The sequence below is a fragment of the Roseovarius mucosus genome (genome assembly GCF_002080415.1).
Lineage (GTDB): Bacteria > Pseudomonadota > Alphaproteobacteria > Rhodobacterales > Rhodobacteraceae > Roseovarius > Roseovarius mucosus_A.
The window spans coordinates 1,112,822-1,125,791 of record NZ_CP020474.1; the positions used below are offsets into that span (position 1 = coordinate 1,112,822).

At 63.0% G+C, this 12,970-nt stretch carries 14 protein-coding genes; 9 read left to right on the top strand and 5 right to left on the bottom strand.

Annotated features, from left to right (window positions below; translation table 11 throughout):
- Positions 1–32 precede the first annotated feature (32 nt).
- Together ROSMUCSMR3_RS05410 and ROSMUCSMR3_RS05415 are read left to right on the top strand one after the other, a co-directional pair.
- On the top strand, positions 33–3,176 hold the full coding sequence (locus ROSMUCSMR3_RS05410; RefSeq protein WP_081506679.1) for a valine--tRNA ligase: 3,144 nt from the start codon (positions 33–35) through the stop codon (positions 3,174–3,176).
- A gap of 451 nt (positions 3,177–3,627) precedes the next feature.
- Entirely contained in the window at positions 3,628–3,963 is a 336-nt protein-coding gene (locus tag ROSMUCSMR3_RS05415; RefSeq protein ID WP_008280590.1) for a hypothetical protein, read from the top strand.
- An 85-nt stretch (positions 3,964–4,048) separates the two neighbouring features.
- Here the strand turns inward: ROSMUCSMR3_RS05415 and ribD are convergent, their stop codons facing one another.
- The 4 genes from ribD to fabA form a co-directional block, all read right to left on the bottom strand.
- Positions 4,049–5,119, bottom strand: coding sequence for a bifunctional diaminohydroxyphosphoribosylaminopyrimidine deaminase/5-amino-6-(5-phosphoribosylamino)uracil reductase RibD (gene ribD, locus ROSMUCSMR3_RS05420; RefSeq protein WP_081508556.1), 1,071 nt, complete (start codon positions 5,117–5,119; stop codon positions 4,049–4,051).
- A 20-nt stretch (positions 5,120–5,139) separates the two neighbouring features.
- On the bottom strand, positions 5,140–5,622 hold the full coding sequence (gene nrdR, locus ROSMUCSMR3_RS05425) for a transcriptional regulator NrdR (RefSeq protein WP_008280592.1): 483 nt from the start codon (positions 5,620–5,622) through the stop codon (positions 5,140–5,142).
- Positions 5,623–5,757: 135 nt separating this feature from the next.
- Complete coding sequence (locus ROSMUCSMR3_RS05430) at positions 5,758–6,189, bottom strand: hypothetical protein (protein WP_081506680.1); 432 nt, start codon at positions 6,187–6,189, stop codon at positions 5,758–5,760.
- A gap of 23 nt (positions 6,190–6,212) precedes the next feature.
- On the bottom strand, positions 6,213–6,722 hold the full coding sequence (gene fabA, locus ROSMUCSMR3_RS05435; protein ID WP_008280595.1) for a bifunctional 3-hydroxydecanoyl-ACP dehydratase/trans-2-decenoyl-ACP isomerase: 510 nt from the start codon (positions 6,720–6,722) through the stop codon (positions 6,213–6,215).
- A gap of 189 nt (positions 6,723–6,911) precedes the next feature.
- On the opposite strand from fabA, the gene irrA reads away from it, so the two are divergent.
- The 3 genes from irrA (at position 6,912) to ROSMUCSMR3_RS05450 (ending at position 9,137) form a co-directional block, all read left to right on the top strand.
- Complete coding sequence (gene irrA / locus ROSMUCSMR3_RS05440; RefSeq protein ID WP_037297550.1) at positions 6,912–7,331, top strand: iron response transcriptional regulator IrrA; 420 nt, start codon at positions 6,912–6,914, stop codon at positions 7,329–7,331.
- Positions 7,332–7,342: 11 nt separating this feature from the next.
- Positions 7,343–8,332, top strand: a complete 990-nt coding sequence (locus ROSMUCSMR3_RS05445) for an NADPH:quinone reductase (RefSeq protein ID WP_081508557.1) — start codon at positions 7,343–7,345, stop codon at positions 8,330–8,332.
- A 166-nt stretch (positions 8,333–8,498) separates the two neighbouring features.
- Positions 8,499–9,137, top strand: a complete 639-nt coding sequence (locus ROSMUCSMR3_RS05450; RefSeq protein ID WP_081506681.1) for a twin-arginine translocation signal domain-containing protein — start codon at positions 8,499–8,501, stop codon at positions 9,135–9,137.
- Between the two features lie 181 nt (positions 9,138–9,318).
- Here ROSMUCSMR3_RS05450 and ROSMUCSMR3_RS05455 read toward each other — a convergent pair whose 3' ends face one another.
- Complete coding sequence (locus tag ROSMUCSMR3_RS05455) at positions 9,319–9,747, bottom strand: FKBP-type peptidyl-prolyl cis-trans isomerase (protein WP_008280601.1); 429 nt, start codon at positions 9,745–9,747, stop codon at positions 9,319–9,321.
- Positions 9,748–9,952: 205 nt separating this feature from the next.
- On the opposite strand from ROSMUCSMR3_RS05455, the gene ROSMUCSMR3_RS05460 reads away from it, so the two are divergent.
- The 4 genes from ROSMUCSMR3_RS05460 to ROSMUCSMR3_RS05475 all read left to right on the top strand — a co-directional run bounded on the left by ROSMUCSMR3_RS05460 (position 9,953) and on the right by ROSMUCSMR3_RS05475 (position 12,931).
- Positions 9,953–10,639 carry a haloacid dehalogenase type II gene (locus ROSMUCSMR3_RS05460; RefSeq protein ID WP_008280602.1) on the top strand — a complete coding sequence of 229 codons (687 nt, stop codon included), beginning with the start codon at positions 9,953–9,955 and terminating at the stop codon, positions 10,637–10,639.
- Positions 10,639–11,472, top strand: coding sequence for an alpha/beta fold hydrolase (locus ROSMUCSMR3_RS05465; RefSeq protein ID WP_081506682.1), 834 nt, complete (start codon positions 10,639–10,641; stop codon positions 11,470–11,472). The genes ROSMUCSMR3_RS05460 and ROSMUCSMR3_RS05465 overlap by 1 nt, the downstream gene beginning before the upstream one ends.
- Positions 11,469–12,446 carry a threonine ammonia-lyase gene (locus ROSMUCSMR3_RS05470; RefSeq protein ID WP_081506683.1) on the top strand — a complete coding sequence of 326 codons (978 nt, stop codon included), beginning with the start codon at positions 11,469–11,471 and terminating at the stop codon, positions 12,444–12,446. Before ROSMUCSMR3_RS05465 ends, ROSMUCSMR3_RS05470 begins: the two co-directional genes overlap by 4 nt.
- Before the next feature lie 161 nt (positions 12,447–12,607).
- Entirely contained in the window at positions 12,608–12,931 is a 324-nt protein-coding gene (locus ROSMUCSMR3_RS05475) for a hypothetical protein (RefSeq protein WP_008280605.1), read from the top strand.
- The last annotated feature ends 39 nt before the right edge of the window (positions 12,932–12,970 follow it).

Sequence of the window (12,970 nt, forward strand, 5' to 3'; positions counted from 1 at the left end):
GCAAACCCTCGATTTTGCAGGATCACGACGTCATGGCGATGGAAAAGACATTCAATGCGGCCGAGGCCGAGACGCGGCTTTATCAGGCGTGGGAGGATGCGGGCGCGTTCCGGGCTGGGGCCAATGCCGCGCCGGGGGCCGAAACATTCAGCATCATGATTCCGCCGCCCAATGTGACGGGCAGCTTGCACATGGGCCATGCGTTCAACAACACCTTGCAGGATATTCTGATCCGCTGGCACCGGATGCGGGGCCATGACACGCTATGGCAACCGGGGCAGGATCACGCAGGGATTGCCACGCAGATGGTGGTCGAGCGCAAGCTGGCCGCCGAGGGCGCACCCACGCGGCGCGAGATGGGGCGTGAGGAGTTTCTCAAGAAGGTCTGGGAGTGGAAGACGCAATCGGGCGGCACGATCATCAATCAGTTAAAGCGGTTGGGTGCCTCCTGCGATTGGTCGCGCAATGCCTTTACCATGTCGGGCGCGCCGGGCGCGCCTGCGGGCGAAGAGGGCAATTTCCATGACGCGGTGATCAAGGTCTTTGTCGATATGTACAACAAGGGTCTGATCTATCGCGGCAAGCGGCTGGTCAATTGGGACCCGCATTTCGAGACGGCGATTTCCGATCTGGAGGTCGAGAATATCGAGGTGGCGGGCCATATGTGGCATTTCAAATATCCGCTCGCGGGTGGGCAGACTTATGAGTATGTCGAAAAGGACGCCGACGGCAATGTGACCCTGCGCGAGACGCGCGATTACATTTCCATCGCCACGACGCGGCCCGAAACCATGCTGGGCGATGGGGCGGTGGCGGTGCATCCGTCGGATGCGCGCTATGCGCCCATCGTCGGCATGCTTTGCGAAATTCCGGTGGGGCCCAAGGAACATCGCCGCCTCATTCCGATCATCACGGATGAGTATCCCGACCCCAATTTCGGCTCGGGTGCGGTCAAGATCACCGGCGCGCATGATTTCAACGATTATGGCGTGGCCAGCCGCAATGGCATCCCGATGTATCGCCTGATGGACACGCGCGCGCAGATGCGGGCCGATGGCGCGCCCTATGCCGAGTGCGCGGCGCGCGCGCAGGAGATTGCAGAAGGGGCTGCATTTACGGCCGAAGAGATTGATACGCTCAACCTCATCCCCAACCATCTGCGTGGGCTGGACCGGTTCGAGGCACGCAAGCGTGTCGTCGAGGAGATCACGGCCGAAGGGCTGGCGGTGATGGTGCCTGCTTCATCCTCGGGCACGACCCGAGGATCTCAGGAGGCGGAAGATCCTCGGGGCGAGCCCGAGGATGACGGGGGTTTGGTCCCCTTTGTCGAGGCCAAGCCGATCATGCAGCCCTTTGGCGACCGCTCCAAGGTGGTGATCGAGCCGATGCTGACCGATCAGTGGTTTGTCGATACCGCCAAGATCGTGGGCCCCGCGCTGGATGCCGTGCGCTCGGGCGAGGTGACGATTCTGCCGGAGAGTGATCGCAAGGTCTATTTCCATTGGCTGGAGAATATCGAGCCTTGGTGCATCTCGCGGCAACTCTGGTGGGGGCATCAGATTCCGGTGTGGTATGGTTTTGACCTGAGCGCGCCGGAGTTCCACGATGACGAGGGTGATGGCACGCTTGATCTGGTAGAGATGCTGCGGCTGTTGAATGAGGGGCATTTGGGGCCGCTGATGGAATGCGGGGCCGATTTCGAGGGAGTTACGGCAGCGTTTCACGACCGTCTGGCAAATCTGCCGGTGCCGCTGGCGTCGATGCAGGTGGTCGAGGTCGAGAGCCGCGAGGCCGCCTTGCACCGTTTGGCGAGTGCGCTGGCCGATTACACCGCCACCCAAGACCCGACCCATCTGGTCTATCCGGTCTGGCGTGATCCCGACGTTCTCGACACGTGGTTTTCCTCTGGCCTCTGGCCCATCGGCACGCTGGGCTGGCCCGAGGATACGGCGGAATTGCAGAAATACTTCCCCACTTCGGTTCTGATCACCGGGTTTGACATCATCTTTTTCTGGGTCGCCCGGATGATGATGATGCAATATGCCGTGGTCGGGCAAAAGCCGTTTGCCCATGTCTATGTCCATGCTCTCGTGCGCGACGAGAAGGGCAAGAAAATGTCCAAGAGCCTTGGCAATGTGCTCGATCCGCTCGACCTGATCGAGGATTATGGCACCGATGCCGTGCGGTTCACGCTGACGTCGATGGCGGCCATGGGGCGCGATCTGAAGCTCAGCAAAGAGCGCATCGCGGGCTATCGCAATTTCACCACGAAACTGTGGAATGCCGCGCGCTTTGCCGAGATGAATGGCGCCGTGGGCAGCGCGGGCACGGTGCCCGCCCCCACCGCGACGGTCAACAAATGGATCATCGGCGAGACCGCAAAGACGCGTGCCGCCGTCGATGAGGCGCTGGAAAACTTCCGCTTCAACGATGCCGCCAACGCGCTTTATGCCTTTGTCTGGGGCACGGTCTGTGACTGGTATGTCGAGTTTTCCAAGCCGCTTTTGCTGGATGGCGATGCCGCGACCAAGGCGGAAACACAGGCGACGATGGCGTGGGTCATTGACCAATGTCTGATCCTTTTGCACCCGATCATGCCCTTTGTGACCGAGGAGCTGTGGGGCACGCTGGGCACGCGCGCGAAGATGCTGGTGCATGGCGATTGGCCGACCTATGGGGCCGAGTTGATCGACGCCGAGGCGGACCGCGAGATGAATTGGGTGATTGCCCTGATCGAGCAAATCCGTTCGGCGCGCGCGCAGATGCATGTGCCTGCGGGGCTTTATGTGCCGCTCTTGGTGACAGAGTTGAACGAGGCCGGGCGCGCGGCCTGGGCGCGCAATGAGGTGATGATCAAGCGTCTGGCGCGGGTTGAGAGCCTGAGCGATGTGGATGGCTTCCCCAAGGGCTGTGTCACCGTGGCGGTAGAGGGCGGCAGCTTTGGCCTGCCATTGGCCGATATCATTGACGTGGCCGAGGAAAAGGCGCGGCTGGAAAAGACGCTGGCCAAGCTGGAAAAGGAATTGGGCGGGCTGCGCGGGCGGCTGAACAACCCCAATTTCGTGGCCTCTGCCCCCGAAGAGGTGGTGGAAGAGGCGCGCGAGAACCTGGCCCTGCGCGAGGAAGAGGACAGCAAACTGCGCGCAGCCTTGGCGCGGTTGGCAGAACTGGGCTGAGCCCCTCACTTGCCGCGTGCTTGAGACTGCGGCCCGAAGGCCGCAGTTTCTAACGCGCTAGGCGCGACCTGCAAGAATGTCCGGCGCGGGCTCGCGACCTGTCGGGTATGGGGGCGGCCCAGCGCAAAGGCGCGCCGCGCTGTCGAGAGATCACTCAAAGTATCTTTGGAGACCATGCAAAGCCCGCAGGCTAGGTGCATACTGAAGTTGTGCAAGACGTTGCCACACACGCGCGAGGCCAAATCCAAATGCGTAAGTCGCTGAAAATCGTCTACGAATACAGAGGCAGCCGTGCCAGTCTGACGGATGGCGGTCTCTTGAATTCCAGTCTCATCGACGCGCGTTCCGGGGGCTGTCGCCCCTGTCGGGCATGTCGATCACCTTCGATACCTCTGCGACGGTCTCTCACAGCCTAACTTCATTTCCACCTCACTTGGTAAAGGGCACACCCATGGAAACTCTGTCTGGACATACGCCGATCAAGGACCCTGCTGTTGGACCCAACCTTCTCGCGCTGGCGCGGGAGCGTCGCGTTGCCGCAGTCGACGGCCATCCGCGGCTGGCTTATGTCGCGCGGTTGCGCGACCATATGGGGCTTCAGCATGAGATCGCCTTTGCGACCTCAACAGAGTTCGAAACCGTCGAGAAGAACACGCGAGAGAACGGTCTTTGCGACAAGATCGTAGTGCTGGACATGAATGTGCGCGCGATCAAGCCGCGCCCTTTGGTGTTGTCGCCCTGCCAGCGTATCAAGGCGTATCACGCGCTGGCAATCGCGGCGGAATAAGGCACGCGAGCGCGCGCCGTCGAAGGACGGCGTGCGGTGGCAAACCCTGTCAGATCAAACACCGGGTGGGGTGCGTGGCTTGGCGTCAGGCGCGGGACCAGCGGTGCATCACATCGCCGCCCAACGCGCGGGTTTCTACCAGCCGGTAGCGCGGGGCCTCGTCCAGCCGCGCGAGGCCCAGAGCGCCGACGCCCGGCAGACCTTCGGCCCCGATGGCAAAGCCTGCGGTAAAGCCCACCAACTCATCCACCAGCCCTGCCGACAGGAGCGATGCCGCGAGCGCCCCGCCACCTTCGCAGAAGACCCGCGTCAGCCCTTCGGCCCCGAGCGCATGGAGCACCGAGGCTGGATCGACCTGGCCTTGTGTCACCTCGCAGGGCAAGAGCAGTGCGCCAATGCCCTGCCAAGCCTTGACCAGCGCCGGATCGACATGTGGCCCGTGGCAGAGCCAGAGCGGCACATCGCGCGCTGTGCGGGCGAGATTGCTGAGGAGCGGCAGATCAAGGCGGCGCGAGACCACGACCCGCACCGGTTGGCGGCGCGCGCCCATGTCACGCACGGTGAGTTGCGGATCATCTGCCCGCGCGGTCCCTGCCCCCACCATCACCGCGTCATGGCGGGCGCGCAGGCCGTGGACCACGCGCCGCGCCTCTGGACCGGTGATCCATTGGCTGTGTCCGGTCGCGGTGGCGATGCGGCCATCAAAGCTCGAGGCGAGTTTGAGCGTCACAAGGGGCCGCCCGATTTCGTTGCGCATGAGGAACCCGGCCAGATCACGCCCGGCCTGTTCTGCCATGACGCCGGTGCGCACCTCGATGCCCGCCGCGCGCAGCATGGCAAAGCCCCGGCCGGCGACGCGCGGGTCATTGTCGTCAAACGGGGCCACGACCCGCGCAATGCCCGCCGCAATAAGTGCCTCGGCGCAGGGTGGGGTTTGGCCGTGATGGGCGCAAGGTTCGAGCGAGACATAGGCCGTGGCCCCGCGCGCCAGTTCCCCCGCCTGTGCCAGCGCCTGAGGTTCGGCATGGGGCCGCCCGCCCGGCGAGGTCCAGCCACGCCCGACGATGCGCCCGCCCTGCACGATGACGCAACCCACGGCGGGGTTGGGCGCGCATTGGCCCATCCCCCGCCGCCCCAGCGACAGGGCCAGCGCCATAAAGCGGGCGTCGGCGCCGGTCACGCGTCCGGTTTGGGATTATGGGCCGCGTCCTCGGGCCGCAATTCGCTGACGAAGCGGTCGAAATCATCCGCTTCCTGAAAGTTCTTGTAGACGCTGGCAAAGCGCACATAGGCCACGGTGTCGATCCGTGCGAGGCTTTCCATCACGATCTCGCCCACGGTTTTCGAGGGAATATCGGTCTCGCCCATGCTTTCCAACCGTCGCACGATGCCCGAAATCATCTGTTCGATGCGCTCGGGCTCTATGGGTCGTTTCTGGAGCGCGATGCGGATCGAGCGTTCCAGCTTGTCGCGGTCGAAATCCTCGCGCCGACCATTGGATTTCACAACTACCAGATCGCGCAGTTGCACGCGCTCATAGGTGGTGAAACGACCGCCGCAGCCCGGGCAAAACCTGCGCCTGCGGATCGAGACATGCTCTTCCGCTGGGCGCGAATCCTTGACCTGTGTGTCGATATTTCCGCAAAACGGGCAGCGCATTGGCCGTCCCCCTTTTCTGTCCTTGCCTCTTGGATCATGGGTCTGATGCCCAGTTATCCACAGCCACTATAGGCCAGCCGCAAGGTTTTGGGTAGGGGGGATTTTACTGCCCCAGATCATGGGGACGAAGCGGGATCAAAAGCTGTAATTTACGGTTCCGGCGCGGCATTTAAGGTGCGCAATCTCGCCTTTGCCGTCCTGCAACACCACCACGCCGCCAAAGCGGCTGTCGGGTTTGCTGTCGTCGACTGCGTCGAACTTATCGAACCCTGCATAGACCTCGTAAATCACGGCGTTGTTGCGCAGGCGCACCGCCTCCCAGATGGTGCGACCGATGCCGGGCCATGGCACGAGTTCGGCCCCGTCGCCGATGGGGCGTGTCAGCGCCAGCTCTGGCGTGCCGCCTTTGGGGCCAAAGCGGTAACTGACCTCGGTCTCGCTGCGGCAGACGCTGAGCGCCTTGCTGCCTCGCTCCATGTCGCAGGTGAGGAAAGCTGTCTGGCCTTCGGGACAGGCGGTGGCGGGATAGGCGATGATGCTTACGAGGGCCGCAATCCATCCACGCATTCGCCCTGCCCCTCTGTGTCCGCTCAGTTTTCCGACAGCGCGACCTTCATATCCGTGACCTGATAGATCACCTCGCCATCCGCCTCGACCCTTCCATTGGCCACACCCATGGTCAGGCGCCGTGTCTGCACCGCCTTGGTGAAATCCACGTAATAGGTCAGCATCTTGCGGTCGGGTCGCACCATGCCGGTGAGTTTGACCTCGCCCACGCCCAGCGCATAGCCACGCCCCTGCCAGCCACGCCAGCCAAGGTTGAAGCCGGTCAATTGCCAGAGGCCGTCAAGACCCAGACAGCCGGGCATGATCGGGTTGCCGGGAAAATGGCATTTGAAGAACCACAGGTCCGGGGTGATGTCGAACTCTGCCACCACATGCCCCTTGCCATGGGCACCGCCATCACCGGAAATCTCGGTGATGCGATCCATCATCAACATGGGCGGTTCGGGCAACTGGGCATTGCCCGGTCCGAACAACTCGCCCCGGGCACATTTAAGCAGGTCGTCACGGTCGAAGCTGCTTGGATAATCGGCCATGCAGGCGGCCCCCTTCATTGCAAATACCGGTCACTGCCCCCTCTATCATCCTGCAAAAGGCGCATGCAAGCCTGCGACATCACCGCACCTCGAATTGCCCAGTGCAGGAAATTAATTGAAACCACCCCCATGCAGGCACTATATTGGATGAAACACGGGATGAACGAGACGATGACAGCCTATGACACGATGACCACTGAGGCCGGAACGATTGCCGGAAAATGGCTTTCCGATGCAGGATTGCGGCCCACGCGGCAGCGCATGACGCTGGCCACTTTGCTGATCGGCGATGGCAAACACCGCCATGTGACCGCCGAGAGCCTTTATGCCGACGCGCAAAACAGTGACGAGGCGGTGTCCTTGGCTACGGTCTATAACACGCTGCGCGCCTTTTGCGATGCGGGTCTGCTGCAAGAGGTGACGGTGGATGGCTCGAAGAGCTATTTTGACACCAATACCGTCGATCATCCGCATTTTTACTGGGAAGACGAGAATCGGCTGAGCGACGCCCCGGCGAGCGAGCTGGAAATCGCACGTCTACCCAAGGCCCCGGACGGGGCCGAGATCACCTCGGTGGATGTGGTGATCCGCCTGCGCCGGACCAAGTGATCCCGCGCAGCATGCGCGCGGTCAGCTATACGCGCTTTGGCGCGGCGCATGATGTTCTGAGCCTGCATGAAACAGACACGCCTGCGCCCGCTGCGGGCGAGGTGCTGGTGCGACTGCATGTCTCGGGGGTGAACCCGTCGGATGCCAAGGCGCGGGCGGGAAGCCGCCCCGGTGTCACGAAACCGGCCTATCCGCGAATCATCCCACATTCGGACGGGGCTGGCGTTGTTGCTGCGGTGGGCGAGGGCGTCAATCCGGGGCGCATCGGGCAGCGCGTTTGGGTCTGGAACGGTCAGTGGCAACGCAGCCATGGCACCGCCGCCGAATTCATCGCCCTGCCTGCGGTGCAAGCCGTGCCTTTGCCGGATGAGGTGTCGTTCGAGGTCGGCGCGACGCTTGGTATTCCCGGCCTCACGGCGGTGCAGACGGTGTTTGGCGGCGGCGATGTGGCGGGACAGACGATCCTGATCTCGGGGGGCGCGGGGGCGGTCGGGCATAATGCCGTGCAACTGGCCCATACCGCCGGGGCACAGGTGATCGCCACCTGTTCGGCCCCCGCGATGGAGCGGGTGCGCGCGGCCGGGGCACGCCATGTGTTCGACTATGCCGATCCGGATCTGGCGGCACAGATCATGGCGGCGACGGATGGGCGCGGCGTCTCCCGTGCAATTGAGGTGGAGTTTGGCCAGAACGCCGCTTTGCTGGCCGAGGTGATGGCCCCCAACGGCACCATCGCCGCCTATGGATCAGGCAAGGACATAGCACCGACGCTGCCGTTTGGGCCATATCTTTTCAAGGCGCTCAAGATCGACATCACGCTGATCTATATCCTGCCATGGCCCGCCCGCGAGGCGGCGATTGCCCGGCTGCATGCCGCACTTGGGGCGGGCACGCTGCGCCCAGAGATTGCGATGCGCCTGCCGCTGACGGATTGCGCCAAAGCGCATGAGGCGGTGATGACACCGGGGCGCGCAGGCGCGGTGCTGCTCGATATCGGCTAAGCGCCCGCCAAGAGGCGATGGGCGTCAGTCAAGCCCACCATAATTTCCATTTTATATCAGATGCTTGATAGAATTCTGCCCCTGCCCCGGAATATTTCGCGGGGCGGCACGTTTTCACGAAACGAGATCATCAACACGCTCATTGAATGACGAAAAGGAACGGGTCATGACGACACCACACCTCAGTCGGCGCTCTTTCATCGCCGCACTTGCTGGCGGCGCAGTCACGGCGGTCGCCGGATGCGTGCCGGATATGCCGGTGATCCAGCTGCCAGGGGCATCGGCGCAGCTTGGGTTTGGGCTCTGGGCGGGGGTGCCCGGCGCGAAATTCGGGGATCGGATTGATCGCACCGTCGGGGCGCGGCGGATTCAGGGGCCGCGCCGTTGGACCCATCCGGTGACAGGCCAGCGCATGACGATCTATGTGCGCACGAAACGTGAGAAATCCGGCACCAAGACCAGCTATTACACGCTGCGCCCGGATGGCACGGCCCTGGCGCGGGTGCTCGACAAGCGACCGGGCGCGGCCAACAGATATTTCACCGGTGACGGCTTTGTGCCGGTCGGCCCATGGAGCAGCGGCATGACCAAAAGCTACAAGATGGCGCAGCATATGGGCGGCAAGACAACGCGGTTCACGGTGACGATCCGAGTGACCAGAGTGTCCTTTACCTACAAAGGCCGTCCCGGTTCGATGGAATATATCTGGACCGAGCGGACCCAATCGGGGCGCAAGACCAAGCAGCTGCGTTATATCTACAGCCCCGGCATCGGATTGGCGGATGTTGACAACCTGATGAAATGAGGGCGCGCGCGACCGGGATCAGAGCAGATTGCGCCTGATCGGGGTCACATCGCCCCAGCCTTCGAGCCGGGGCCTCCACGCTGCTGCGGTGAGGTCCCGGGTCACGCCCGGGACGGGTGTGGTTTCGATCAGCGCATCACGCCCCGGAAAACTCCGGTCGCGCCCCTTGGCACTTGGAGGCCTAGCCGATGGCCACCAGTTCGATGGCAAAGGTCAGGTCCTTGCCTGCGAGCGGGTGGTTGGCATCCAGCACGACTTCGGTGTCGGAGACTTCGGCCACCGTTACCGGCAGCACCTGACCCTGCGGCGTCTGCATCTGCAACTGTGTGCCCGGATCAAGCGGGATTTCCGCCGGGATATCGGCGCGGGGCACGGCCTGCCGGGCATTGGGATCCGGCTGGCCATAGGCCATATCGGCGGGCACCTGAACGGTTTTCTTGTCACCCACGGTCATGCCGGGGATCGCGGCATCAAGGCCGGGGATGATCTGGCCCGAGCCTACGGTGAATTCCAGCGGATCGCGGCCCGCGCTCGAATCAAAGGTGGCACCATCGGCCAGCGTGCCGGTGTAATGAATGCGGACAGTATCGCCCGATTTGACCTGCGTCATGGGATTTCCAATCTGTTGTGAAGGGGGATGGGTTTGCAAGGCCACGCAAGGATTGCGCGGGTGCTTGAGACGACTACCTGTCAATTTAGGCAAGCTGATCCGGATTTGCAAACCGATGCCCAAACTCTGACGCGGCCGTGGTGTTCGGGGTCTTTCCCCCTCTGACGTTCCGTGACAGTCTGCGCGCAACGAACGAGGGGACACGATGCCGATTACCACCTGCATTTTTGATGCCTATGGCACGCTCTTTGACGTGGCCGCCGCCGCGCGCAATGCCGCGTCCGAGCCGGGACGCGAGGTTTTTGCCCGGCACTGGCCCGCGATTGCCGAGAAATGGCGGCTGAAACAGCTGCAATACACCTGGCTGCGCGCCGTGATGGGGCAACACACCGGGTTTTGGCAGGTCACACAGGACGGGCTGGATTGGGCGCTGGAGGCGGAGGGGCTGCAGGGCGACAGCGACTTGCGCGCGCGGCTTTTGCAGCTCTATTGGGAGCTTGAGGCCTATGCCGAAGTACCCGCCATGCTGGCCGCGCTGAAAGCGGCGGGGATGAAGACCGCCATTCTCTCGAACGGATCGCCGGATATGTTGCAAGGCGCAGTAGACTCTGCCGGGATTGGCGATGTGCTTGATGATGTGCTCTCGGTGGAGAGTGTGGGCATCTTCAAACCGGCGCGGGGGGTCTATGATCTGGTGGGGCAGCGGTTTGGCTCTGCGCCGGATGAGGTGCTTTTTGTATCGTCGAATGGCTGGGATGCGTCTGCGGCGGCAGGCTATGGGTTTACGACCGCTTGGGTCAACCGCGCGGGTGATCCGGTGGATCGCCTGCCCGCCACACCGCGCCACCAATTGCGCGACCTCACAGGCATCCCCGATCTGGTGCGCGGCTGATGGGGCGGTTTAGCACCTCGGACGGCGTGTCGCTCTATTACTCTGATGAGGGGGCGGGCGCGCCGATCCTGTGCCTTGCGGGGCTGACGCGCAACAGCGCCGATTTCAGCTTTGTCGCGCCGCATCTGGCGGGCTACCGCGTGATTTGCATGGATTATCGCGGGCGCGGGCAATCGGATCATGCGCCCGATTTCATGTCTTACAACATCCTGCGCGAAGGGCAGGATGCGATTGAACTGATGGACCATCTGGGGTTGGAGCGCGTGATACTGATCGGCACATCGCGCGGCGGGCTGATCGCCATGGCGCTGGCCTATGGGCAGCCTGCACGCCTGCGCGGTGTCGTGCTCAATGACATCGGGCCAGAGGTGGCCCCCATCGGGATCGAGCGGATCATGGATTACGTGGGCAATGAGCCGGCGCAGGCCGATCTGGAGCAGTGCGCCGCCGCGCTTGCCCATGTCCATGCCGCTGGCTTTCCCGGTGTGCCGCTTAGTCGCTGGCGGCAACAGGCAGAGTTCATGTTCTATGAGAAACCGGGCGGCGGGCTTGGCCTGCGCTATGACGCGCGGCTGCGCGATGCGCTGGTGGGGCAAGCGGGGGCGGGCGAAGCAGTGGACCTGTGGCAACTTTTCGACGCGCTGCGCGATATTCCCACCGCCGCGATCCGAGGGGCGAATTCCGACCTTCTGAGCCTTGAGACCTTTGAGAAAATGCAGGCGCGTCATCCCGCGCTGATCACCGCCACCGTGCCCGACCGGGGCCATGTGCCCTTTCTCGACGAACCGCAATCCCTCGGCGCAATACGCGCCCTATTGGACCTGACAAAATGACCGACATCACGATGATCCGCGCCGCTGCCACCCGTCTGGCGGGCCATGCAAGGCGCACGCCGCTGCTCTCTTCGCCCTTTCTGGACGAGATCGCGGGACGGCGCGTGTTCGTGAAACCCGAATGCCTGCAACATACCGGCAGTTTCAAGTATCGCGGCGCGCGCTCGGCTGTGTCGGCGCTGGATGAGGGCACCCGTGCGCGGGGCGTGATCGCCTTTTCCAGCGGCAACCATGCGCAGGGTGTGGCGCTGGCGGCGCGGCAGTTCGGGGTGCCCAGTGTCATCATCATGCCCGGCGACGCGCCGCGCATGAAAATCGACAACACCCGCGCGCTGGGGGCCGAGGTAGTGCTTTATGACCGTGCGACCGAAGATCGAGACGCCATCGGCGCGGCGCTGAGTTCTGAGCGCGGGCTGACCCTGATCAAACCCTTTGACGAGCCACAGGTGATCGCAGGCCAAGGCACCATCGGGCTGGAGATTGCCGAGGATGCGGCGGCCATGGGCATTACCCGCGCCGATGTGCTGGTTTGCTGCGGCGGTGGCGGTCTGACCTCGGGGATCGCCCTTTCGCTTGAGGCGGACGCGCCGGGGCTGCGCGCGCGCCCTTGTGAGCCGGAAGGCTTTGATGACGTCGCCCGTTCGCTGGCATCGGGCGAGATCAAGCGTAACGCCCGCACCGCGGGCAGTCTCTGCGATGCCATCATCACGCCGCAGCCGGGGAACATCACCTTTCCGATCATGCAGCGGCTGTGCGGTCCGGGATTGGTGGTGAGCGAGGATGAGGCGCTGCACGCGGTGGCGCTGGCCTTTTCCCGGCTTAAACTGGTGGCAGAACCGGGCGGTGCCGTGGCGCTGGCGGCCGCCCTTTTTCGGGCCGATCAGATCGAGGGCGAGGCGGTTTTCGTCACCATTTCTGGCGGCAATGTCGATGCGGATGTATTCTGCGATGCGCTGTCCCGCTTTGCTGTCTGACCTCTGATCATGGGCCAAACCTGAGCGGCGTCATACTGCGCCGGTATGGAAAACCGGACTTGAACTGACGCAAGGTAAGCTGCAACACTCACCCCAGAAGAACGCCATCATTCACTCCAAAAACATTTTAATGCCACGGACTTGTGGCACAGGAGGATACTATGGCTGTTTTAAATGCTCAGGCAATTTTTCTGATTGTCCTGTCGGCGCTAGGTTATTCGATCGCGACAATTGGACTGAAGATGGGGTCATCCACGATCAGCCTCGCGGCAATCGGCTTGGTTGCGCTTGGCTTTGGGGCGGCGGCACTGTGCGAAATCGAGATCCTGCGCCATGTTGATCTTGGGGTCGTCTATATCTCGATCATCGGTCTGGAAACACTGATCGTGCTCAGCTATGCGTGGTTCATTGGCGAGGCGCTTAGCGTGCGTCAGATCGGTGGTGCGACCATGGTGTTGGCGGGCCTTGCTGTGGTGTCGCACTGACAGGGGGGACCTGCCCCCGCGTCGCGCCCAAAGGACAAG

Bases quoted from the DNA above. Each gene is read 5' to 3' on its own strand.
- ROSMUCSMR3_RS05470 (WP_081506683.1), top strand. From the start codon at position 11,469: ATGACCGACATCACGATGATCCGCGCCGCTGCCACCCGTCTGGCGGGC.
- ROSMUCSMR3_RS05430 (WP_081506680.1), bottom strand. From the start codon at position 6,189: ATGCGTGGATGGATTGCGGCCCTCGTAAGCATCATCGCCTATCCCGCC.
- ROSMUCSMR3_RS05460 (WP_008280602.1), top strand. From the start codon at position 9,953: ATGCCGATTACCACCTGCATTTTTGATGCCTATGGCACGCTCTTTGAC.
- ROSMUCSMR3_RS05475 (WP_008280605.1), top strand. From the start codon at position 12,608: ATGGCTGTTTTAAATGCTCAGGCAATTTTTCTGATTGTCCTGTCGGCG.
- ROSMUCSMR3_RS05465 (WP_081506682.1), top strand. From the start codon at position 10,639: ATGGGGCGGTTTAGCACCTCGGACGGCGTGTCGCTCTATTACTCTGAT.
- ribD (WP_081508556.1), bottom strand. From the start codon at position 5,119: ATGGCGCTGGCCCTGTCGCTGGGGCGGCGGGGGATGGGCCAATGCGCG.
- ROSMUCSMR3_RS05410 (WP_081506679.1), top strand. From the start codon at position 33: ATGGCGATGGAAAAGACATTCAATGCGGCCGAGGCCGAGACGCGGCTT.
- ROSMUCSMR3_RS05445 (WP_081508557.1), top strand. From the start codon at position 7,343: ATGCGCGCGGTCAGCTATACGCGCTTTGGCGCGGCGCATGATGTTCTG.
- fabA (WP_008280595.1), bottom strand. From the start codon at position 6,722: ATGGCCGATTATCCAAGCAGCTTCGACCGTGACGACCTGCTTAAATGT.
- ROSMUCSMR3_RS05450 (WP_081506681.1), top strand. From the start codon at position 8,499: ATGACGACACCACACCTCAGTCGGCGCTCTTTCATCGCCGCACTTGCT.
- irrA (WP_037297550.1), top strand. From the start codon at position 6,912: ATGACCACTGAGGCCGGAACGATTGCCGGAAAATGGCTTTCCGATGCA.
- nrdR (WP_008280592.1), bottom strand. From the start codon at position 5,622: ATGCGCTGCCCGTTTTGCGGAAATATCGACACACAGGTCAAGGATTCG.
- ROSMUCSMR3_RS05455 (WP_008280601.1), bottom strand. From the start codon at position 9,747: ATGACGCAGGTCAAATCGGGCGATACTGTCCGCATTCATTACACCGGC.
- ROSMUCSMR3_RS05415 (WP_008280590.1), top strand. From the start codon at position 3,628: ATGGAAACTCTGTCTGGACATACGCCGATCAAGGACCCTGCTGTTGGA.